Here is a 19443-nt window from a genome sequence, read left to right as displayed (position 1 = left end):
GGCATGAGTGTCGGGATGGGACGAACGGGTGTCGATGAGTTACGGCATCAGCCTGGAGCGGCCCGTTACGGTAGGCGGGTGACCGAGCTGTGGAGACCGACCGACGCCGGTGTGCTCGAGCTGCCCTCCGGGCGCGTGGTGCGGGGGCGCGGGCTCCGGCACCCGCTGCCGCCCGGACCCGTACCCGACTTCGCCGTGTATCTGCTCGGCAAGCGCCCGCCGGAGGTCTCCTGGGAGTCGCGGTGGCTGCGCTGGCCGGACTTCCGGCTGCCGGCCGATCCCGCGGAGGCCCGGGAGGTCCTCGCCGACGTGTGGGCGCGGGCCGAGGCCGAGCGCGTCGAGGTCGCCTGCGGGGGTGGCATCGGCCGGACCGGTACGGCCCTGGCCTGCCTCGCCGTGCTCGACGGCGTCCCGGCCGACCGGGCGGTGGAGTTCGTCCGCGGCACGTACCACCCCCGCGCGGTCGAGACCCCGTGGCAGAAGCGGTACGTGCGGCGGTTCGCCTCCTAGCCGACCACGGGCGCCTGAGACGCCTTGGGCGCCTGGGCTCGCAGCGCCGAGGCGTAGATCTCGTCGGGGTCGAGCCTGCGCAGCTCCTCCGCGATCAGCTCGGCGGTCGTGCGCACCTTCAGGGCGAGAACACGAGTCGGCTGGCCGGGAATCGACAGCATGCCGACCGGGCCCTCCGGCCGGTCGATCCGGATCTCGCCGTCGGGGGTGCCGAGGCGTACGGCGGTGACGACCGGCCCCTCGCTCTCGACCCGTTCGACCGGTACTCGAAGCCGGTCCTCGAACCAGCGGGCCAGCAGTTCGGCGCTCGGGTTGTCGGGTTCGCTCTCCACCGCGGCCGACACGATGGTCGTCCGCGCCTGGTCCAGTGCGGCGGCCAGCATCGATCGCCAGGGGGTGAGCCGGGTCCAGGAGAGGTCCGTGTCGCCCGGGGCGTAGGAGGCCGCCCGGACCGCGAGCGCGGCGAGGGGGTCCTCGACGGCGTAGGCGTCGGTGATCCGGCGCTGGGCGAGCGAGCCGAGCGGGTCCGTGGACGGCACGTCGGGGGCCTCGGCGGGCCACCAGACGACGACGGGTGCGTCCGGGAGCAGCAGGGGCAGGACCACGGAGTCGGCGCGGGCGCCGAGTTCACCGTGCAGGCGCAGCAGGACGGTCTCTCCCGCGCCCGCGTCGCTGCCGACGCGGACCTCCGCGTCCAGACGCGCCTCGTGGCGTCCGCGGGGTGAGCGGGCGCGGCGCTTGATGACCACGAGGGTGCGGGAGGGGTGCTCGCGGGATGCCTCGTTGGCGGCCTTCAGCGCGTCGTAGGTGTTCTCCTCGTCGGTGACGATGACGAGGGTGAGCACCATGCCGACGGCGGGTGTGCCGACGGCCCGGCGACCCTCGACGATCGCCTTGTTGATCTTGCTGGATGTGGTGTCCGTGAGATCGATCCTCATGCCCGGCGCCCGTTCCTTCCGTCGCGTGCGATCGCTGTAACGGTAAGCGCCCGACAGGCCGAGGATCTTCCCGACGGTGTGAATGACGGGTTCCGGCAGCGATCACCCCGTTCGACGAGCCGGCCGAGAGCCGGCGGCGGTGGGAGCGAGGGGGTGCGAGGCGGGCAGGTGGGGTGCCTCCGGCTCGTGCAGGGTGCGCAGGAGGAGCCAGCCGAGGGCGGGCAGGGCGATCAGTGGTGCGAGGGCGGTCTGCAGGGACGTGGCGTCGGCGACGGCTCCCACCAGCGGGCTGGCGAGGCCGCCGATGCTGACGGTGAGGCCCAGCGTGACGCCTCCGGCGGTACCGACGCGCCCGGGCAGGTAGTCCTGACCGAGCGTCACGTGCAGCGAGAAGGGTACGTACAGACCGGCCGAGGTGAGCGCGACGAACAGGTAGAGGAGCGGGCCGGGGACCAGGACGACGCCGGCCACGGCGAGGACGGTCAGGACGTAGGACCATCGCACGACCGTGATGCGATCGTGGCGCGAAGCCAGCTTGCCACCGACGACCGTGCCGACCGCGCCTCCGATGTAGAGCACGAACAGGGCGGCCGTGCCGGAGACTTCGCCGCCGCCGGTGCGCTGGCGTGCGTACAGGGAGATGAACGTGCTCAGGCCGACGAAGACGATCGACCGGCACACCACGGCACCGGACAGCCGCGCGAAGGAGGGCCAGTCGTCGGAGTGCCGGTCGTCGCTGCCCGCGGTCCCGGGTTCGCCGGCAGACGCGTGGACGCCGGGCGCCGTCCGCGCGTCCGGCGCCTTGAGCGCCCGCAGCGCGGCCGCGCACAGGGCCGCGCCCGCGAGAGCGGGGACGACCAGCAGCGGGGTGGCGCCCAGGCCGCCGGTGGCGATGACGGCGACGACCAGCAGCGGGGCGCTGGCGAAGCCGAGGTTGCCGCCGAGGGAGAACCAGCCCATGGCCGTATGGCTGCCGCGACTCGCCCGGCGGGCCACTCGGGCGGCCTCGGGGTGGTACGCGGCGACTCCGACGCCGGACACGGCGACGACGGCCAAGGTGAGGGCGTACGAGCCGCCGACGCCGCTCAGGGCGACACCGACGCCGCCCAGAAGGGCGCTCGCGGGCAGCAGCCACGGCATGGCCCACCTGTCGGTGAGCGCCCCGAACAGCGGCTGCACCACCGACGACAGCAGCGAGGCGGCCAGTACGAGACCGGAGGCCGCGGCGTAGCTGTACGCCCTCTCGGAGACGAAGTACGGCACCAGGGCGGCGACCGCTCCCTGGTAGACGTCCACGCAGGCATGTCCCAGGGACATCAACGTGAGGGGGCGGTTGCGCGGGGTGGTCCGCTTCGTGCGCGGGGTGGTGCGCTTCGTGCTCGGGGTGGTGCGTTTCGTCGACACCGTTCGATCGTGGCAACGTGGGCGGATGTCGCGCTTTCGATAATCTGCCGACTTGTGTCGAACATCCGCCAGCCTGTCCGTCAGCCCGTACACCAGTCCGTACACCAGTCCGTACGTCAGCCCGTCCGCCACACCCCGCAGGCCCCGACCCGCGCGCAGATCCTCGCCGCCGGGGATCGCATCGACGCGCACCGCCACGACGACCACCAGATCGTCTACGCGGGCTCGGGCGTCCTGGCCGTCACCACCGACGCCGGCACCTGGTTCGCACCCGGTACGCGCGCGATCTGGGTCCCGGCCGGAACCGTTCACGCCCACCGCGCCCACGGCCATCTGGACCTGCACCTGATCGGCCTGCCGGCGAACGACAACCCGCTCGGTCTGGACGCCCCCACCGTCCTCTCCGTCAGCCCGCTCCTGCGCGAACTGATCCTCGCCTACACGCGTACGCCCGAGGACACCGGCGCCGAACGCCTCCGGCTGCTGGGCGTGCTACGCGACCAGTTGCGGGCCTCGCCCCAGCAGCCCATGAGGTTGCCCGCCCCGGCCGATCCCCGGCTCGCGGCCGTCTGCGCGATCCTGCGCGACGACCCGGCCGACCCCCGGACCCTGGCCGAGCTCGGCGCCGCGACCGGAGCCGGCGAACGCACTCTCAGCCGGCTCTTCCGCTCCGAGCTCGGCATGACGTTCCCTCAGTGGCGCACCCAGGCACGCCTCTACCACGCCCTGCGCATGCTGGCCGACGACATGCCGGTCACCACGGTCGCGCACCGCTGCGGCTGGTCGTCCACCAGCGCGTTCATCGAGGTGTTCCGCCGTGCGTTCGGGTACACCCCGGGCGCACACCGTCAGCACAGGAAGGACGCCGTGGCCTCGACGAACCGGTCCGGGTCGTCGACCCAGGGGTAGTGGCCGGCCCCGGACTGCACGACGAGTGAGGCGTCCGGGAACAGGTCGGCGAACTCGGCCGTCGACTCGGGCGGACTGTTGAGGTCGAACTCCCCGGCGAGCAGCAGGACGGGGACGCGGAGCGCGGCGAGCCCCGCACGGGTGGCCGGCGGGTCGTAGGCACCGTCGGCTCCGAAGCCGGCGACGGCGTCCGCGTTGTCCGGCCGGCTCGCCGCGTGGTGTTTCCGGGCCGCGGCGTCCCAACGGCCCCAGAAGAAGGGGGCGATGGCCTCCCAGTCGCTGCCCGTGCCCTCGGTGATCGCCTGCAGGGCGGCGAACGCCGAGGGGAACCATGGTTCGTCGCCACGGAGTCGCGCTCCCTCGCGACGCATCTCCCCGGTGATCGTGATGCCGACGGCCGCGGTGCCGGGGGTGATCAGGAGAAGCCTGCCGATGCGGTCCGGGTGCCTGGCCGCGTACCGCACCGCGAGGTTCGCGCCGCCGGAGTGGCCGAGCAGGTCCATGCGTGTCAGCCCGAGGTGCTCGCGCAGGGCCTCGACGTCGTCGACGAGGCGGTCGCAGCGGTAGGAGGAGGTGTCCGCGGGAATCGCGGACAGGCCGGTCCCGCGCGGGTCCGGAAGGATCAGGCGGCGGTGCGCGGACAGCCCGCCGAGGTCGCCGAGATAGCGGGAGTCCATGGGGCCGCCGGGGAGGCAGACGACGGGATCGCCGGCTCCCTCCGTACGGTAGGCGAGGCGGGTTCCGTCTGACGCGGAGAAGGTGGGCATGCCGGTGATCCTGCCACCCATAACGAGGTTGTACAACCCGGTTATGGCGCGGTGGTTGCGGGGTGTATAACCGAGTCATGGCAGGCGCGGAGCACGAGAACTCGCATCGGAACCATCAGCACCCCGAGACGCTGACCGAGGAACAGGCGGAGCGGATGCTTACCGCCATGAACGAGGTCATCCGCGCCGGCGAGGAGATGCGGAAGCTGCGCGCCGAGATGATCCAGCTGTTCGCCGGCCTCGGCTGGACGCAGGACCGGATCGCCCGGATCGCCGACATGAGCCAGCCCGCGGTGTCCAAGCAGGTGGCGAAGTACAGACTCGGCGACCCGCCGCCGCCGGTGGAGCTCTCCCTCGACCAGTACGACATCCCGTGGCTCGAGGGACGCCTGTGGGGGCTCGCCGAGGAGATCTCCGAGACCTGTGGCGAAACCGCCCGCTGCACGCGCGAGGTCGACGCGCTCGCCCGGGGGAGGAAACGCTTCACCCCTCAGAACGTCGACGCGCTGCGGCGCCTGGTCGAGGAGGACCTGAGGGTGCACCGGGAGCGGCTGCCCGCCGCCTTCCGGGCCGCGTACGACACCATCAGCCGGGGCCTCGACATCCCCGCGAAGGTCACCCCGACCGCCTCACCCTCGGTGCGCCGCACCCTCGCCCACCGCATCCAGCGCGACCGACTCAGGGACAGCTCCCGGGCCTGAGGGGCGAGGAGAGCAGAACGCCCACGGTCCCGTCCGGAGCCCACCATCCGTGCGGACCCGATCCGCCGGACAGGCCCTAGCCGGCCTCCTTCGCGATCGCTTCGCGGACGGCCGGGACGATCTCTCCCGCCCAGCGACCCAGCGACGCGATGTCCGGGGTACCGCCGCGCGGCGAGAAGAGCACGAAGCCGGACGCGCCGTGCTCCAGCACGGCCCCGGTCAGCTCCTCGACCCACTGGTCCGGCGAGCCGCCGATCCAGCGGCCTTCGCCGTCCCGTGTGGCGGCCGAGGGGCGATCGGTGATCCGGCCGGGGAGGTTGAAGACCGTGCGGATCTCGCCCGGTTCACGGCCCACGGCCGTCGCCGCCTCGTCGATCACCGGGCGCGAGCCCCGGTACCGCTCGCTCAGCCAGTCCGCCGCGTGACCGGGAATCCAGCCGTCGGCCACCCGGCCGGTCGCGGCCAGGGACTTGCGCCCCACCGAGCCGGTCCACACCGGCGGCGCCGGCTCCGCGGCAGGCTCGATGTCCTTCACCTGGTAGTGACGCCCCTGGAAGGTGACCGGCGGACCCCCGCCCGACAACTTCTTCACCAGGACGATCGCCTCCTCGAAGGCTTCCACCGCCTCACCCGCCGACAGCGGCGGGACGCCCATGTCCGCGATCCGGTCCCACAGTCCGCCGGCGCCCATGCCGAGCACGACGCGTCCGCCGGACAGCGCCGACAGCGTGGTCACCGCGCGCGCCAGCATGGCGGGCGGGCGGGTCGGCAGATTGGTGACGTTGGCGAAGCCGGCGAGTCGCCGAGTGTGCCCGAGTACGAATCCGAGCGTGGCGTACGCGTCCAACCGGGCCCCGATGTAGGGGTGGTCGGACAGCGAGAACAGGTCGAGCCCTTCGCGATCGGCCAGTTCGGTCATGCGTAGCAGTTCCGGCTGGTCGTCGACGGTGCTGTGCGCGCCGAAGCCGAAGACGACGTGGTGGCGTGACATTTCCTTGCCTTTCCGTTCAGTCGATGGTGGCCGTGGCGGCGGTGGGGCCGAACTGGCCGATGAAGCGGCCGGTGAAGAGATCGGCGCCCTTGTACTCGGAGACCATGGCGGTCGGGGCGGTGAACGGCCCGTCGGGAGAGGGCAGTTGTCCGACGCCGCCACGCGGACCGAGCGGGAGCAGGATCATGGGGTGCGGCAGCGGCCGGTAGGTGGCCGTGGGCTGCTCGCCGCGCAGCTGGGCGGTGATGTTCTTGACGACCACCTCGGCGTGCTGCATCGCGTATCCGGCCATCTTGGCCTCGTCCACGTCGGTGATGTCACCGACCGCGTAGACGTGTTCGTGCCCGTGGACATGGAGGGTCTCGGTCACGGGGACGCGACCCTGGGCCGTGCGGGTGGTGAGCCGGCCGTCGGCCAGGTAGTCGCTGTTGACGTGCACTCCGTAGGCGTGGAACCAGATGTCGGCGGCGATCTCGTCACCGGTGGTGGTGGTGACGGTGAACGCGCCGGTCCGGCCGGACTCGGTCTTCGGTGCGTCCGCCAGAGTGGTGCCCAGTCGCAGCTCGACGCCGAGCGCGTCGAGCTGGCCGTGCAGGTCCTGGACCACCTCCGGCTCGAATCCGGGCAGCAGCTCCGGCGCCGGGTCGACGACGGTCACGTGCTTGTGCGGCCAGACCTCCTTGATCTCACCGGCCAGTTCGAGGCCGACGGGCCCCGCGCCGAGGATGAGCACCTTGTCGGCGCCGGCGACCTCCTTGTGGCTCCGGCGGAGGTCGTCCAGTGCGTCACGCGTGGAGTCGGACTTGGGCTTGGCCGGGTAGGCGTAGCTGGAGCCGGTGGCCAGGACGAGATAGTCGGCGTCCACCCGCCGACCGGAGGCGAGGGTGACGCCCGCGGGGTCCACGGAGACGGCGCGGTCGCGGATGACCTCGCCCTTCGGGAGCAGCGTGTCGAAGGGGAAGAACATGTTGCCCGCCCAGTCGGGCTGGGCCAGGGCCCGCAGCGACCCGGCGGCGTTCACGAACGCGTCGCGGGGGTCGATGAGCACGACATCCGCTTCGCTCTCCAGCGCCTTGGCGACGGCTGCTCCCCCGTAACCACCGCCGATGACTGCGACCGTACGACTCATGGTTCACGCTCCAGACCAAGATGAGAAAAGAGTTCGCGCCACGAACCATATAAGTTCGTAGCACGAACTACAACCTCGTATGCCGGGTCTCGTCCGCGAACTTCCCTGCGCGGCCGGGCGGTTGTGTCGTGCTCCCGGCAGTCCGCCCGGCACACCGCGCCCCCGCCAAACCTTTCGCCGTCACGGCCGCGAGGACGTAACCTGCGCCAGGCCGTGCGATCAACGCGCACGGCCGCAACCACCTACCGGAAAGGCTGCCCCATGCCCGTGATCGCCCTCCTGTCCCCCGAGCCGAGCCCTGGCCGCGCCGCCCTGGAACGCATTGCCACCGCGGTCACCGCCCGCCTCGAACTCCCGGCCGGTGAAACCTGGGTGACGTGGCAGCAGGTCGATCCGGACAGGGGCGTCGGCGCCGACATGGGTACCGGCCGGCGCGCGGAAGGTCGGGGCCCCGGACCGTCCTCCCCCATGGGCTTCGTCAGCTGCGAGGAGTCCTGTACGCCGGAAGCGGTCGAGGGGCTGCTGCGCACGCTGCGCGAGGAGCTGGGCGAACTGCTGGGCGTCCCTGGTGACGACGTGCCCCTCTCCGTCCACCGCGCCGATCCGGGCGACCTGCTGGTCGGCGGCGCGCCGACGGCCCCGCCCGCCGACGTCGTCTCCCTGCCGGTGGGGCACGTCGTCGGCGGCCGCGGCGAGGTCTTCGACGACGCCTGGGGCGAGGTGTCCGCGGTCATCCGCCTGGACGGGAGCCGGTTCACCCCCGACGCGCTCGCCGGCCTCGACGCCTTCTCGCACATCGAGGTCGTCTACCACTTCGACCGCGTACCGCCCCAGAAGATCGAGACCGGCGCTCGCCACCCTCGCGGCAACACCGACTGGCCCCTGGTGGGCATCTTCGCCCAGCGTGGCAAGAACCGTCCCAACCGGCTCGGCGTCTCGCGCTGCCGAGTGGTCAAGGCCGAGGGACTCGACATCCATGTGACGGGCCTCGACGCGGTCGACGGCACCCCGGTCCTCGACATCAAGCCCTACATGGCCGAATTCGGCCCGATCGGCGACGTGACCCAGCCGGCCTGGGCCACGGAGATCATGCGCGAGTACTACTGAGGGCCTCGGCCGGGCCCGGGGCCGGGCGCAGCGTAGAGTGGGCGCGGGCGCGGCGTGATCATGAGGAGTACGAGTGACTGCGGTGAGCCTCGAGCACGCCACCGTCCCCGCCGACACCGGCGAGGTGACGCTGCTGATAGCCCGCCGGGTGGAGCCCGGATACGAAGCCGCCTTCGAGCGGTGGGCCCAGGGCATTCTCGACAGCGCGGCCAGATTTCCCGGCCATCTCGGCTACGGGCTCTTCCGGTCCACGGGAGGCGACGCGCCCTGGTTCCTCGTCCACCGCTTCCGCGACGCGGCGGCATGCCGGGCCTGGCAGGAGTCGCCAGAGCGGGCGGCCTGGTTCGACGACTGCGAGGGGCATCACCACACCGAGATCGCCCGGCGGCAACTGACCGGCATGGAGACCTGGTTCGCCAAGCCGGGCTCGACGCGCCCGGCGCCGCCGCGGTGGAAGATGGCGATCAGCGCGACCCTGGCGATCTACCCGATCTCCCTCCTCGGCAGCTACTTCCTGCTGCCCCATCTGACCGGGCTTCCCCTCGTGCTCAGCAGCGCGGTCATGGCCTGCGTCTTCAACGTCCTGATGACGTACGCGGCGATGCCGGCCGTGAGCCGGCTGCTGCGCGGCTGGCTCAGCCGGTAGGCGGGGGGCGGCTGGGCAGGCGTGGAGCCCGCGATGCTGTCGGTCCGCTCCGGGCAGGCCGCGTCGCGGAACGTACCGCTGTCGGACCGGGAGATCACCTCGGCGACGGCCCAGCACCTGAATTCTCCTTGTCCGCCGGATGATCACGGGTTAAGGTCCCCGGGCACGTATGGGGGATCACCGCAGGTGGGGGAGATGGCAGACGACATCGACGCGCTTCCGAGAGGCGCGGGTGCGTGGGGGCAGGCCGTCACGGCCGTCGTATTGATAGCGGCACTCGGTTTCGGTGTGTGGACGTTCCAGGACACGTCGGCCCCGTACAAGGAACCGGGGCCCGCGACGTGCTCCGACGGGGATCCCGAGAAGGCTCCCGAGACCGCGAAGTCGCCGCCGCGCGTCTCCGGGGCGGAACTGTGCGAGGCGTTGAACCGTCCCGACCTCGCTGAACTGCTGGGCACGCCAGGCGAGATCCCGAAGACCGCCAACGGCAGTGGCAGCACCTTCAAGCCCGTCGGCGGTGAGGAGATCGTCACTCCCTCGGCCGAGGTCGAGTTCGGGACCTACACCGTGACGCTGTCGGCCGCCTACGGCGGTCTTCCGGTCGCCGAGTCCGCCGTCTTTCTGGGGAAGGGCGTGGAACAGCGAACGGTTCTGGGCCGCCCGGCGGTCTTCTACTCGGATCGCACCCTCAGCATCAGCTTCCGCCTCGACGGGAGCGACGCGCGCAGCGGTCCCGGCGTGCCGGCCCGCGTTCTCACCGTGGCCCAGGACACGAAGGACAGCGGTGGCTCCTTCGAGTTGGCCCTGTGGCGCGAGGACGGCGGGTGGCCGGACGACGCGGCGCTGCTCCGGGTCGCGGAGAAGGTGTTGCCGACGATCCCGGGGTGGGCCGCCGCCGGGTGACGGCCGGGAGGGATCCGTTCGGACCAGTCGGACTGCGCGGGCGGGCGGACGGTACGAGGCTGGAGGCCAGGCCCACGAGCGGCGACCGCCCCTCCCATGTCCCCCGCCCTCCAGAAGGAGCGTGATCAGCGTGGCCCGGAACCGCCGTCTGATCCTGAGCTCGCCGTCCGAGGTCTGGCGCCTGCTGTCCGACGGCAAGCGCTACGGCGAGTGGGTGACAGGAACCCAGCAGGTCCTCGCCGCGGACCCGCACTGGCCGGCAGTAGGCGCGCGCCTGGAGGTACGAGTCGGCGCCGGCCCCTTGACCCTCGACGACACCTGCGTCGTCCGCATCTGCGAGCCGCAGCAACGCCTGGAGCTGGAGGCGAAGGCCGATCCCTTCGGCGCGGCACGTATCGCCATGCGCCTGACGCCCTGGGGCGAGAACACCCTCTTCACCCTCGACTGGCACCCCCTCCGGGGCCCCGGCATCCGGATGCACGGACTCCCCGTGGACTACATCGTCGCCGTCCGCAACGGCATGATGCTGACGAAGCTGGCCCGGATCGCGGTCCGCGAACACGTGTCCGCGACGACCTCCCCGGCCGAGGCACGGTAATTCGGCCGCCCCGGTCACCGGATCCCAGGAGGCGGCGGTGACGCCGTACTCGGCCGGGATATCCGATCGACACCCTGAGCGTGATGGCGTTAGCTGGCCGGCATGTCAGAACTGCGTACCGATCGTCTGCTGCTCCGCCGTTGGCGCGAGTCCGACCTCGCGCCGTGGGCGGCGATGAACGCCGATCCCGAAGTCCGGGAACACCTGGGCGAACTGCTGACGCGGGATCAGAGCGATGCCGTGGTGGCACGCATGCAGGCCGAGTTCGACGAGCGGGGCTTCGGATGGTGGGCGATGGAAGCGCGGGAGACCGGTGAGTTCATCGGCCGCGCCGGCCTGGACCAGGTGGACGAGGGCATGCCGTTCGCGGGGGTGGACGTCGGGTGGCGGTTGACGCGTTCGGCGTGGGGGCACGGTTACGCCACCGAGGCCGCCCTGGCCTGCCTGGCCTTCGGCTTCGACGAACTCGGGCTGCCGGAGATCATCGCGACGACGACCGTCCACAACGTGCGTTCCCAGGCAGTGATGCGCAGGATCGGCATGACCCGCGACCCGGCCGACGACTTCGAAGATCCGAGCGTGCCCGAAGGGCCGCTTCGCCGGTGCGTGCTGTACCGGATGCCCCGCGGAGCACGCCGGGCGGCGGGCTGAGCGGAGATCCGCCACGACGGGCTACTTGCTGTGCACGATCTGGATCAGGTTGCCGCAGGTGTCGTCCAGGACGGCGGTGGTGACCGGGCCCATCTCCAGCGGCTCCTGGGTGAACTGCACGCCGAGCTCGCGCAGCCGGCTGAACTCGGCATGGACGTCGTCCACGGCGAAGGACGTGGCCGGGATGCCGTCCTCGACCAGCGCCGTCTTGTACGGCTGTACCGCGGGGTGGCCGGACGGCTCGAGCAGCAGCTCGACCCCGTCGGGATCCTCCGGCGAGACCACGGTCAGCCACCGGTCCGTACCCACCGGGACGTCGTGCTTCTTCACGAAGCCCAGCACGTCCGTATAGAAGCGCAGGGCCTTTTCCTGGTCGTCGACGAAGACGCTGGCCAGGTGGATCCTCATGGGGTGCCCTCCGGGTTATCGGGCCTGAGCCATCGGGTCACGATGCGCTCGAGGGGTTCGGTGTTCAGATCATGGAACTTGTAGCGGCCCTGGCGTCGCGAACGGACCAGCCCCGCGGATTCCAGTACGGCCAGATGCTGGCTGATCGCCTGGCGGGACAGCCCCAGACCGTGTTTGGTCACCAGCCGTGTGCAAATCTCGAACAGGGTCTGGCCGTCGCGTTCCACCAGCTCATCGAGGATGCGCCGACGGGTGGGGTCGGCCAGCGCCTTGAAGACATCCTCCGCCATGACCACCACGATAGGCAAGTAGCGACTTGCCTATCAAGTGAGGTGCTCCGTCCTCGCGCGGGGCGGGCGCCCGCCGCACCGTGAGGATGCGCCGTGCGCGTACGCGTCGAGGGGCGTTAGCTGGAGGTGTACCCGGAGGCTTTCATGGCGGCCGCCCTGGTTCCGCCGGCCCCTGCGGAGAGGGAGGCACCTCTGATGTCCACCACCGTCAAGGACATGCTCGCCACCTACCCGGCCGACCTCGGCGACATCGACCAGGCCAAGCTCACCCGCTGCATCGAGGAATGCCTCGCCTGTGCCCAGGCGTGTACCGCCTGCGCGGACGCCTGCCTGTCCGAGGGCATGGTGGGCGACCTGACCAAGTGCATCCGCACCGACATGGACTGCGCCGACATCTGCACCGCCACCGCCGCCGTGCTCTCGCGCCACACCGGATACGACGCCAACATCACGGCCGCCATCCTCCGGGCGTGCGCCATGGCCTGCAAGGCGTGCGGCGACGAGTGCGCCTCCCATGCCGACATGCACGAGCACTGCCGCCTCTGCGCCGAAGCCTGCCGCTCGTGCGAAGAGGCATGCAACGAGCTGTTCACGGCCCTTGTCTGACCGAAAACGGGAGCCGGGGCCGGAGCGCGGGCGTCGCCGCGGGGGCCCTGGTCTTCCGGGTCCGTGTGCCTGAGGCGATAGGGGGTAGTCGCAGCGCATGATCACTTCCCTGCCGCTCGCGGCCGCCGGTTCGTCGTCGCTCCTCCTCGTCGTGGTCGGCGTGGTCGTGGCCGCGCTCCTGGTGGCCGCCATCTGGTACGGCATCAGGCGCGTCTCGGCCCGCAAGGACCCCGGCGCCCGACCTGTGGACCAGAACCCTCCCGCGCGTGCCCGCCAGGATTCCTGGGAGACCCCGGACGACTCGGAGCAGTAGCCTCCCGGTCCTGACATGCGCCTCGCGTCGTCACGTCTCAGGCCGGATGGCCGGGAGAGAAGTGGGCGACGTCGCTGAGGCACAGGAGGCCGGGCTGTTCGGCTGCCGGGGGTACGGAGGAACCTTCGGCGACCGGGTCGAGCAGGAAGCCGACGTGGTCGCCACCGTCCCACCGGGTCTCCACCCGGCCGACGAACCAGGCGGAGGCGTCGGAGAGTACGGGTACGCCGCCATGCCCGGGCGTCCAGTCCACCCGGGCGAACTTGTCGATCTCTTCGCCGGTCTCCTCGCCGAACAGCCGCGCGGTCTCCATCCGTGTACGGCTCAGGACGTGCACGGCCAGGTGGGAGGAGCGGCAGGCCACGCCATAGGTGTGGTTCTTCCGGGACAGCCACACCGTGAAGCGCGCGGGGTTGATCGAGCACTGCGAGGCGAACCCCACGAGGCACCCGGCCCGCTCGCCGTCCGCGGCCACAGCCGTCACCACGTACATGGGGGGATCGAGCGCCTCCGTGAAGCCATCCAGACCCGACATGGGCTGCTCCCCTTTCACGAGCTTCCGACGCTCACGAGCTTCCGCGCTCTCCGTGACGATGCCACACGCAGAGTCATCGCGCTCAGTCGGTGGGGTGCCACTCCGCGAGGAGGATGGTGGCGTCGTCGGTGAGGCGATGGTTCTGGTGCGTCAGCAGGTTCTGGATCAGGCGGCGGAGGGCTTCCGGTGCGGGGTGGCCTGCCGCCATGGAGCGGATGATCGTATCGGCGAGGCGGGTTTCGCCGAACAGTTCGTCGTGGGTGGAGCGTGCCTCGGTGACGCCGTCGCTGTAAAGAAGGACACGGTCGCCGGGTTCCAACCGCGTACGGTGCTGCGTCGGGGGCGACTGGGCGTGGAATCCGAAGCCGAAGGGAAGCTGCACAGGTCTTTCCAGAGCGGCGGTCAGCACATGACCGTCGCGGATCAGCAGGGGCGCCGGGTGGCCGCAGTTGACCCAGGTGAGCTCCCCTCGCACGGTGTCGAGTTCGGCGATGATCCCGGTCATGAGGCGGTTCGGGATCCATTGACCGAGGGTGCGGTCGATGGTGCCGGCGATGTCGGGCAAGGTACCGCCGGAGCGACGGGTGGAACGGCAGGCTGCCAGGCCGACCGCGCTGGCGCCGCCGGAGGCGAGGTCGTGGCCCATGGCGTCCAGGAGTGTCAGGTGCAGGCCCCCGTCGGTGAAGCCGTGGTCGAAGGCGTCACCGCCGATGTCGTACGCCGGCTCCAGAACAGCGGTCGACGTGGCCTGTCTGGTCCCGATCGTCCTGGGCGGCAGGAACGCCCAGAGCAGTTCGGCCTGGAGCGTCATGGGGCGGCTTCGCCCTCGTTCCACGAGGAGGTCGTTGTGGGTGGTCTTGGAGATGACCAGGAGCGTGGCCAGGCTTGCCAGGGCCTTGCAGGAGTCCAGCCAGCCGGAGTCCAGTCCTGGTCCTGCTTCCATGACTCCGACGCGCTCGATCCCGTCGATCATCGGCAGCCAGGCGGTGCCGCCGTCAGCGGCCAATTGGACTCGCTGGGTGCGGTAGGCCAGTCCGGCCAGTGAGCTGTCGATGGCGAGTCTGTCGCCGTCATCCGCCGCCGAGAGATCCGACCGCGGGACCGCGCTGTCGCGGAGGGGGAGCACCGCCAGCCCCGCCTGCTGTACGTCGGCCACGTACAGGCGCGCCCTCGTCGCCCCCAGGCGTCGCGCGGCCTCGTCGATGAGGAGGGGCAGTTCACCGGCGGACGCGTCGTGCGACCGCTCCAGTACCCACGCCAGAACCGGACCCATCCCGCTCCCCGTCGGCTCGTCAGCTTTCACCGCAGGACCGCTCCAGCACAGCGACAGTTCACAGCAACGCCCTCAGCTTCGGACGGTTACGGACCCGACCATCTTCGCCATCTGCCAGGGCTGAGACCTCCCGACACGTCGAACGTCGCCCGAGGCGCTGGTGCGAGGCCGGGGCACATACAACAGCGGGATGGGGGCACTCGCTGCATATGGGTGGCGGGACATTACCGGCTCCGCCGCCCCGCCGTCTGCCCGTGGCCTTGCCACGGGCCTGTCCCCATCGAGAGACCGAGGTACGCCATGCTCCTGGTCGGAGTCATTCTGCTCATCATCGGGTTCCTCACCGGCATATCCATCATCTGGACCATCGGGATCGTCCTGGCCGTCGTCGGCGCCGTCCTGTGGATCCTCGGATCCGTCGGACATGCAGTGGGAGGCCGGCGCCACTACTACTGACCCCTCATCAGACCCGCGGACTCCCCCGGCCCGCTCCGCAAGGTGCGGGTGCCGGGGGAGCCGGTCTGCGGCAGAGGCGGTCGGGCGACAGAGGCGGTCCGCGACAGAGCAAGAGCGGTGCCCGTCCCGAGCAGAGCAGGCGCGGTGCCCTCTCGATGCGCCCGGTGCCGTGCTTCAGCGGCCGAGGGCGCGCTTGAGTTCCGCCTTGTCCATCTTCGAGCGGCCCTCGATGTTGCGCTTCTTCGCCTCGTTGTAGAGCTGCTCCTTGGTGGGGCCCTGCGATCCGCTGTGGGAGCGCTGCCCGCCACGCTTGGAGGACGACATGTCCTCGATCGAGGAACGGCTCGCGGTCTTCGACTCGCCCGAGCGCGCGCGTTCCTTGTTGACGGTGCGTGCGGCGATTTCCTTGGCCCGCTTCGGGCTCTCACCGCGCTCCTCCGCACTCTCCTTGATGTGTTCGTACTGGCGTTCACGCTTGGGGCTGGAGCCGCGAGGCATGGCCACTCCTTGGCTGGTGGTGGGCGATGTCGAGGACGAATCCGCTACGGGGCCGCGTCGGGATCCGGCTGAGCGGGATGGAGAGGTCCTGTCGCGGTACGTCGAAGTCCAGGGCGGCCAGGGCGGGCGAGAGATGGCTGAGCAGCGCGATGGTGATGTCCTCGCCGGGGCATCGATGGCCGGTACGCGCGTCGCCGCCGCCTTGGGGTATGAGTCGGTCGCGTCCTGGTTCGCGGGCGCGGAAACGCCCGGGGTAGAAGTGGTACGGCCGCTTCCACAGATCGGGGTCGTGGTCCTGCCCGTACACGTCGAGGAGGAGCAGCGTCCCGGCCGCGATCTCGGTCCCGGCGTAGGTGAGGTCGCGGGCGGCCAGGGCTCCGACGAAGGGCACGAACGGGTAGAAGCGTCGGACTTCGTGGGCGAACGCGCGGGCATAGCGGGGCCCGCCGGAAAGCAGCTCTTCGCGCTGGTCGGGATGGCGGTGGAGGGCATGGACGGCGAAGACGGCGAACCAGGCGATGGAGACGGTCGGACGGATGATGTTCACGAGTTCGACGGCCGCGGTGTGCGGATCGAGAAGGGTCCCGTCCGCCTCGCGGTGCAGGGCGACCGTCTCCAATGGGGAGCCGGCCTGACCGGAGTGCCGGGACGGTGCGAAGGGACCGTCCGGGTGCGGACCCTGTCCGCGGATGTCGGAGACGGCCCGCGCGAGGGCCTGCTCCTGGCGGTGCCGGGCGCGTCGTGCGCGCACGTGCCGGGGGCCGACGGTGGCGGAGCCGTCGATCATGGCGACGCAGTCCTCGGCGATCTCCGGAGCGGCGTCGTCCGGGACGGGCAGGCCCACCCAGTCGCAGACGGCCCGCGCGAGCACGGTGGCCACCTCGTCGAAGAGGACCACCCGGCGCCCCTCCCAGCCCCGCACGGCGTCGTGCCAGCTGCTCTCGACCAGCGAGGTCAGGGCGGCGATGCCGTCCGCCGACATGAGCAGGGAGACGAACATCTGCTTGCGCACCCGGTGCGACGTCCCGTCCAGGGTGTGCACGGCTCCCCTGCCGAACAGGGTGTCGACCACCTGTCCCGGCAGAGCGTCGTGGCGCTGGACGTGGTCTTCGTCGTAGAAGAAGGCGACGGCATCGGGGCCGTGCAGGAGCACAGTGGGCCGCCCCATCAGATGCGTACGTACCAGCGGCGCGCCGGCATGGGCCCGCCGCAGGTCCGGAGCCCACGCATAGCCATGGGCCAGCAGGGACAGGGTGCTGTCGGTGAGGCTGCCGGACATGTCGTGCGCCTACCCGTGCAGGATGGACGCATTCACCGGTCCGCCGTCCAGTTGGACCCGCGTGGCCTCCCCCACATGAACGGTCAAACCCGCTGCACCGCTGCTACAAGCCGGCACTCGCCGGGTAGCCGCGTGTTCATGGAAGCCAACGAGACCACACCGCTCCGCGCCGTCGCGCTCGTCTGCACCCTCTCCCCGTCCCCCACCCCCTCCAGCTCGCAGTTGCTGGCGGAACAGGCCATGGCCGAGCTCGGCGGACACGGCGTCACGGGGAAGGTGATCCGGATCGCGGACCACGACGTGCGTACGGGGGTCAAGACGGACATGGGCGAAGGGGACGCGTGGCCCGAGATCCGGGACACGATCCTCAGCTCCGACATCCTGATCCTCTCGACCCCGATCTGGCTCGGCCATCCCTCCAGCGTCGCCCAGCGTGTCCTGGAGCGCCTGGACGCGGAACTCGGCGAGGCCGACGACCAGGGCCGAATGCTCACATACGGCAAGGTCGCGGGGGTCTGCGTGGTCGGCAACGAGGACGGCGCGCACAAGGTCAGTGCCGACCTGTTCCAGGGCCTGAACGACGTCGGCTTCACGCTCGCCCCCAACGCCGTGACGTACTGGGTCGGCGAAGCCATGAACCGACCCCCGAGAAGACGGCCGCCACCACCAAGACCCTCGCCGCCAACACCGCCCACCTCGCACGCCGCCTCAAGTACGCCGCGTACCCGCCCTCCTGACGCCGGCAGCGAGCACCGGCCGTCTCGCGGTCACCGGTCCGTGTCCTCGCCCTGCCCGGTGTCCTCGGTGTCCGCCTCCTGCTCCCCGCCCGGGGGCTCTCGCGGCTGCGCCGCGTCCCCGGCGCTCCCCGCGGGGTGGGCACGGAGGTACCCGACCACGGTGTTGCCCACGGCCACGAGGGGAACCGCCACGACGGCCCCGCCGATCCCCGCGACGGTGCCGCCCGTGGCGACGGCCAGGACCACCGCCAGCGGGTGAACCCGCACGGCCCGGCCCAGGATGAACGGCTGGAGCACGTGTCCTTCGATCTGCTGCACCACGAGGACGACCATCAGCGCCATCAGCGCGGTGAAGACGCCCTCGGTGACGAGCGCGACGACGACTGCGAGTGCTCCGGAGACGACGGCGCCGACGAGCGGCACGAAGGAGGACAGGAAGATCACCACGCCGATGGGGACGGCGAGCGGCACGCCGAGGAAGTGGATTCCCACGCCGATGAAGACGGCGTCGATCATGGCCACGATCATGGTGCCCCGCACGTAGGCGGTGAGGGTCCGCCAGGCGCGCGGGCCGGCGCCGGCGACCCCGGGGCGTGCCCCCGCGGGGACCAGCTTGAGCGTCCACCGCCAGATGCGCTTGCCGTCGTACAGCAGGAAGAGCGTGGCGAACATGGCCAGCAACAGCCCGGTGATCACCTCCACCAGAACGGTCACGCCTTTCAGGCCGGCGGACGTGATCTCACTCGTACTGTTGCCGATCGTGTCGCTCAGCGCTTCCGCGATGTCGTTGATCTGCTTTTCCGTGACGTGGAGTGGGCTGTCGAGCAACCATTGTTTGAGTTCGTCGATGCCTTCCTGAACGCGTTCGGAGAGATCGCCGAGGTTGTCGAGCACCTGCCAGACAACGAACCATCCGACGAGTCCGAGCAGTACGAATCCGCAGGTCGCCGTCAACGCCGTCGCCGCACCGCGGGACAGTCCGTGTCGGTGCAACCGGGCGACCGTCGGCTGGAGCAGCGCGGTGACCAGAAGCGCGACCACGAAGGCGAGCACGACCAGACGTACCGCTCCGATGACCCGCATCAGCACCCAGATGGTGGCCGCGAGCACCAGGAACCGCCAACCGGCCTCCGCGGCCACCCGAACAGCCCAGGGCACCGAAGCCGCGGGGCCCTGCGGTCTCCGACGGTCACCGCGGCGCAGTTCCGGAGGCAGCGATTCGTCCCACGCACTGTCGTCCTCGGCCTCCCGTTGGGCCTGGAGCCGCGCTCGACGCTCACTGAAGGCGGCGACGCTCTGCTTCGCACGTCCGAGCCATCCGCGCGGGTCGGGCTGTCGAGGTGGGTCCACTGCGGAGAACCTCCGGGTCGTATGTGCAGAAGAACTCCTCCCAGGCTGGCGCGTACTCCGCCCACCGGCACGTCGGGCGCCCGAACGCGGGGCGGAGACGGGGGCCGGAGAAACGGGGCCGGAGGAACGGGGGCTGGAGAACACATGTACGGAACGCCTGGTTCCGCATTGGGTCGGCGGGTAGGAGGAAGGAGGGGCATGTATGAGAGGAACGACATGAGTGCCAGCGAGAAGGCCAAGGCCAAGGCCGAGCAAGCGGCCGGCAAGGCCATACGGAAGACGGCCGGCGCTCTGGGCGACAAGACCACAGCCGCCAAGGGTGCCGCGCTGGAGAGTCGTGGTAAGGCCCGGGAGGCCAAGGAGAAGGGGAAGGACATCTTGAAGGGCTGATCACCGGCGTGAACCCGCGTCGGTCGTCTCCGCCGAGCATGATCGGCGGGCTTG

At 70.9% G+C, this 19443-nt stretch carries 24 protein-coding genes and 1 pseudogene; 13 read left to right on the top strand and 12 right to left on the bottom strand.

The features are described 5' to 3' along the window. Positions 1-78 precede the first annotated feature (78 nt). The gene (locus tag ABZ939_RS15595; RefSeq protein ID WP_361854141.1) at positions 79-510 is read left to right on the top strand and encodes a protein-tyrosine phosphatase family protein; all 432 of its coding nucleotides are present in this window, start codon (positions 79-81) and stop codon (positions 508-510) included. On the opposite strand, the gene opcA is transcribed toward ABZ939_RS15595, so the two are convergent. Together opcA and ABZ939_RS15585 are read right to left on the bottom strand one after the other, a co-directional pair. Continuing rightward, positions 507-1448, bottom strand: coding sequence for a glucose-6-phosphate dehydrogenase assembly protein OpcA (gene opcA, locus ABZ939_RS15590; protein WP_361854138.1), 942 nt, complete (start codon positions 1446-1448; stop codon positions 507-509). The two genes, ABZ939_RS15595 and opcA, sit on opposite strands and share 4 nt — an antisense overlap. 102 nt (positions 1449-1550) lie before the next feature. Then, a complete protein-coding gene (locus ABZ939_RS15585) occupies positions 1551-2765 on the bottom strand; it encodes an MFS transporter (RefSeq protein ID WP_361854580.1) in 1215 nt (404 codons plus the stop codon). A gap of 150 nt (positions 2766-2915) precedes the next feature. Here ABZ939_RS15585 and ABZ939_RS15580 point away from each other — a divergent pair, with 150 nt between their 5' ends. Further along, positions 2916-3761, top strand: a complete 846-nt coding sequence (locus tag ABZ939_RS15580) for a helix-turn-helix transcriptional regulator (RefSeq protein WP_361854577.1) — start codon at positions 2916-2918, stop codon at positions 3759-3761. Here ABZ939_RS15580 and ABZ939_RS15575 read toward each other — a convergent pair. Beyond that, the gene (locus ABZ939_RS15575) at positions 3701-4528 is read right to left on the bottom strand and encodes an alpha/beta hydrolase (RefSeq protein ID WP_361854135.1); all 828 of its coding nucleotides are present in this window, start codon (positions 4526-4528) and stop codon (positions 3701-3703) included. The two genes, ABZ939_RS15580 and ABZ939_RS15575, sit on opposite strands and share 61 nt — an antisense overlap. 77 nt (positions 4529-4605) lie before the next feature. Here ABZ939_RS15575 and ABZ939_RS15570 point away from each other — a divergent pair, with 77 nt between their 5' ends. Beyond that, on the top strand, positions 4606-5229 hold the full coding sequence (locus ABZ939_RS15570; protein ID WP_361854132.1) for a sigma-70 family RNA polymerase sigma factor: 624 nt from the start codon (positions 4606-4608) through the stop codon (positions 5227-5229). A 76-nt stretch (positions 5230-5305) separates the two neighbouring features. Here ABZ939_RS15570 and ABZ939_RS15565 read toward each other — a convergent pair whose 3' ends face one another. Beyond that, a complete protein-coding gene (locus ABZ939_RS15565) occupies positions 5306-6220 on the bottom strand; it encodes an LLM class flavin-dependent oxidoreductase (protein ID WP_361854129.1) in 915 nt (304 codons plus the stop codon). A gap of 16 nt (positions 6221-6236) precedes the next feature. Next, positions 6237-7349: an FAD-dependent oxidoreductase gene (locus ABZ939_RS15560; RefSeq protein ID WP_361854126.1), complete on the bottom strand. Its 1113-nt coding sequence runs from the start codon at positions 7347-7349 to the stop codon at positions 6237-6239. A gap of 660 nt (positions 7350-8009) precedes the next feature. Here ABZ939_RS15560 and ABZ939_RS15555 point away from each other — a divergent pair. The 5 genes from ABZ939_RS15555 to ABZ939_RS15535 all read left to right on the top strand — a co-directional run bounded on the left by ABZ939_RS15555 (position 8010) and on the right by ABZ939_RS15535 (position 11254). Next, positions 8010-8456, top strand: coding sequence for an SAM-dependent methyltransferase (locus ABZ939_RS15555; RefSeq protein WP_361854574.1), 447 nt, complete (start codon positions 8010-8012; stop codon positions 8454-8456). A 73-nt stretch (positions 8457-8529) separates the two neighbouring features. Then, complete coding sequence (locus ABZ939_RS15550) at positions 8530-9102, top strand: antibiotic biosynthesis monooxygenase (RefSeq protein WP_361854123.1); 573 nt, start codon at positions 8530-8532, stop codon at positions 9100-9102. Positions 9103-9297: 195 nt separating this feature from the next. Beyond that, a complete protein-coding gene (locus ABZ939_RS15545; RefSeq protein ID WP_361854120.1) occupies positions 9298-10005 on the top strand; it encodes a DUF6215 domain-containing protein in 708 nt (235 codons plus the stop codon). A 130-nt stretch (positions 10006-10135) separates the two neighbouring features. Continuing rightward, the gene (locus ABZ939_RS15540; RefSeq protein WP_361854117.1) at positions 10136-10603 is read left to right on the top strand and encodes an SRPBCC family protein; all 468 of its coding nucleotides are present in this window, start codon (positions 10136-10138) and stop codon (positions 10601-10603) included. A gap of 102 nt (positions 10604-10705) precedes the next feature. Then, on the top strand, positions 10706-11254 hold the full coding sequence (locus tag ABZ939_RS15535; RefSeq protein ID WP_361854114.1) for a GNAT family N-acetyltransferase: 549 nt from the start codon (positions 10706-10708) through the stop codon (positions 11252-11254). 21 nt (positions 11255-11275) lie between these two features. Here the strand turns inward: ABZ939_RS15535 and ABZ939_RS15530 are convergent, their stop codons facing one another. Beyond that, positions 11276-11662, bottom strand: a complete 387-nt coding sequence (locus ABZ939_RS15530) for a VOC family protein (RefSeq protein ID WP_361854111.1) — start codon at positions 11660-11662, stop codon at positions 11276-11278. Continuing rightward, positions 11659-11952 (bottom strand): metalloregulator ArsR/SmtB family transcription factor, encoded by a 294-nt coding sequence (locus ABZ939_RS15525; protein ID WP_361854108.1) that lies wholly within the window; start codon positions 11950-11952, stop codon positions 11659-11661. The genes ABZ939_RS15530 and ABZ939_RS15525 overlap by 4 nt, the downstream gene beginning before the upstream one ends. A gap of 195 nt (positions 11953-12147) precedes the next feature. Between ABZ939_RS15525 and ABZ939_RS15520 the strand changes: the two genes are divergently transcribed. Next, positions 12148-12558 (top strand): four-helix bundle copper-binding protein, encoded by a 411-nt coding sequence (locus tag ABZ939_RS15520; RefSeq protein WP_361854106.1) that lies wholly within the window; start codon positions 12148-12150, stop codon positions 12556-12558. Positions 12559-12655: 97 nt separating this feature from the next. Further along, a complete protein-coding gene (locus tag ABZ939_RS15515) occupies positions 12656-12871 on the top strand; it encodes a DUF6479 family protein (RefSeq protein ID WP_361854103.1) in 216 nt (71 codons plus the stop codon). A gap of 37 nt (positions 12872-12908) precedes the next feature. Here the strand turns inward: ABZ939_RS15515 and ABZ939_RS15510 are convergent, their stop codons facing one another. Together ABZ939_RS15510 and ABZ939_RS15505 are read right to left on the bottom strand one after the other, a co-directional pair. Further along, the gene (locus ABZ939_RS15510; RefSeq protein WP_361854100.1) at positions 12909-13406 is read right to left on the bottom strand and encodes a flavin reductase family protein; all 498 of its coding nucleotides are present in this window, start codon (positions 13404-13406) and stop codon (positions 12909-12911) included. A gap of 82 nt (positions 13407-13488) precedes the next feature. Continuing rightward, on the bottom strand, positions 13489-14679 hold the full coding sequence (locus ABZ939_RS15505) for a PP2C family protein-serine/threonine phosphatase (RefSeq protein WP_361854097.1): 1191 nt from the start codon (positions 14677-14679) through the stop codon (positions 13489-13491). 300 nt (positions 14680-14979) lie between these two features. Here ABZ939_RS15505 and ABZ939_RS15500 point away from each other — a divergent pair, with 300 nt between their 5' ends. Then, positions 14980-15135, top strand: a complete 156-nt coding sequence (locus ABZ939_RS15500; protein ID WP_361854094.1) for a DUF6131 family protein — start codon at positions 14980-14982, stop codon at positions 15133-15135. A gap of 174 nt (positions 15136-15309) precedes the next feature. Here ABZ939_RS15500 and ABZ939_RS15495 read toward each other — a convergent pair whose 3' ends face one another. Together ABZ939_RS15495 and ABZ939_RS15490 are read right to left on the bottom strand one after the other, a co-directional pair. Beyond that, positions 15310-15633 (bottom strand): plasmid stabilization protein, encoded by a 324-nt coding sequence (locus ABZ939_RS15495; RefSeq protein ID WP_361854091.1) that lies wholly within the window; start codon positions 15631-15633, stop codon positions 15310-15312. Further along, entirely contained in the window at positions 15605-16912 is a 1308-nt protein-coding gene (locus tag ABZ939_RS15490; protein ID WP_361854088.1) for a cytochrome P450, read from the bottom strand. Before ABZ939_RS15490 ends, ABZ939_RS15495 begins: the two co-directional genes overlap by 29 nt. A 138-nt stretch (positions 16913-17050) precedes the next feature. On the opposite strand from ABZ939_RS15490, the pseudogene ABZ939_RS15485 reads away from it, so the two are divergent. Then, positions 17051-17649 (top strand): annotated as a pseudogene (locus ABZ939_RS15485) (NAD(P)H-dependent oxidoreductase). Between the two features lie 30 nt (positions 17650-17679). On the opposite strand, the gene ABZ939_RS15480 reads toward ABZ939_RS15485, so the two are convergent. Beyond that, positions 17680-18999 (bottom strand): AI-2E family transporter, encoded by a 1320-nt coding sequence (locus tag ABZ939_RS15480; RefSeq protein WP_361854085.1) that lies wholly within the window; start codon positions 18997-18999, stop codon positions 17680-17682. Between the two features lie 216 nt (positions 19000-19215). On the opposite strand from ABZ939_RS15480, the gene ABZ939_RS15475 reads away from it, so the two are divergent. Further along, entirely contained in the window at positions 19216-19389 is a 174-nt protein-coding gene (locus ABZ939_RS15475) for a hypothetical protein (protein WP_361854082.1), read from the top strand. The last annotated feature ends 54 nt before the right edge of the window (positions 19390-19443 follow it).

This window comes from Streptomyces sp. NPDC046712 (assembly GCF_040645695.1).
GTDB lineage: Bacteria > Actinomycetota > Actinomycetes > Streptomycetales > Streptomycetaceae > Streptomyces.
This window is presented reverse-complemented; position numbering and strand designations above follow the sequence as displayed.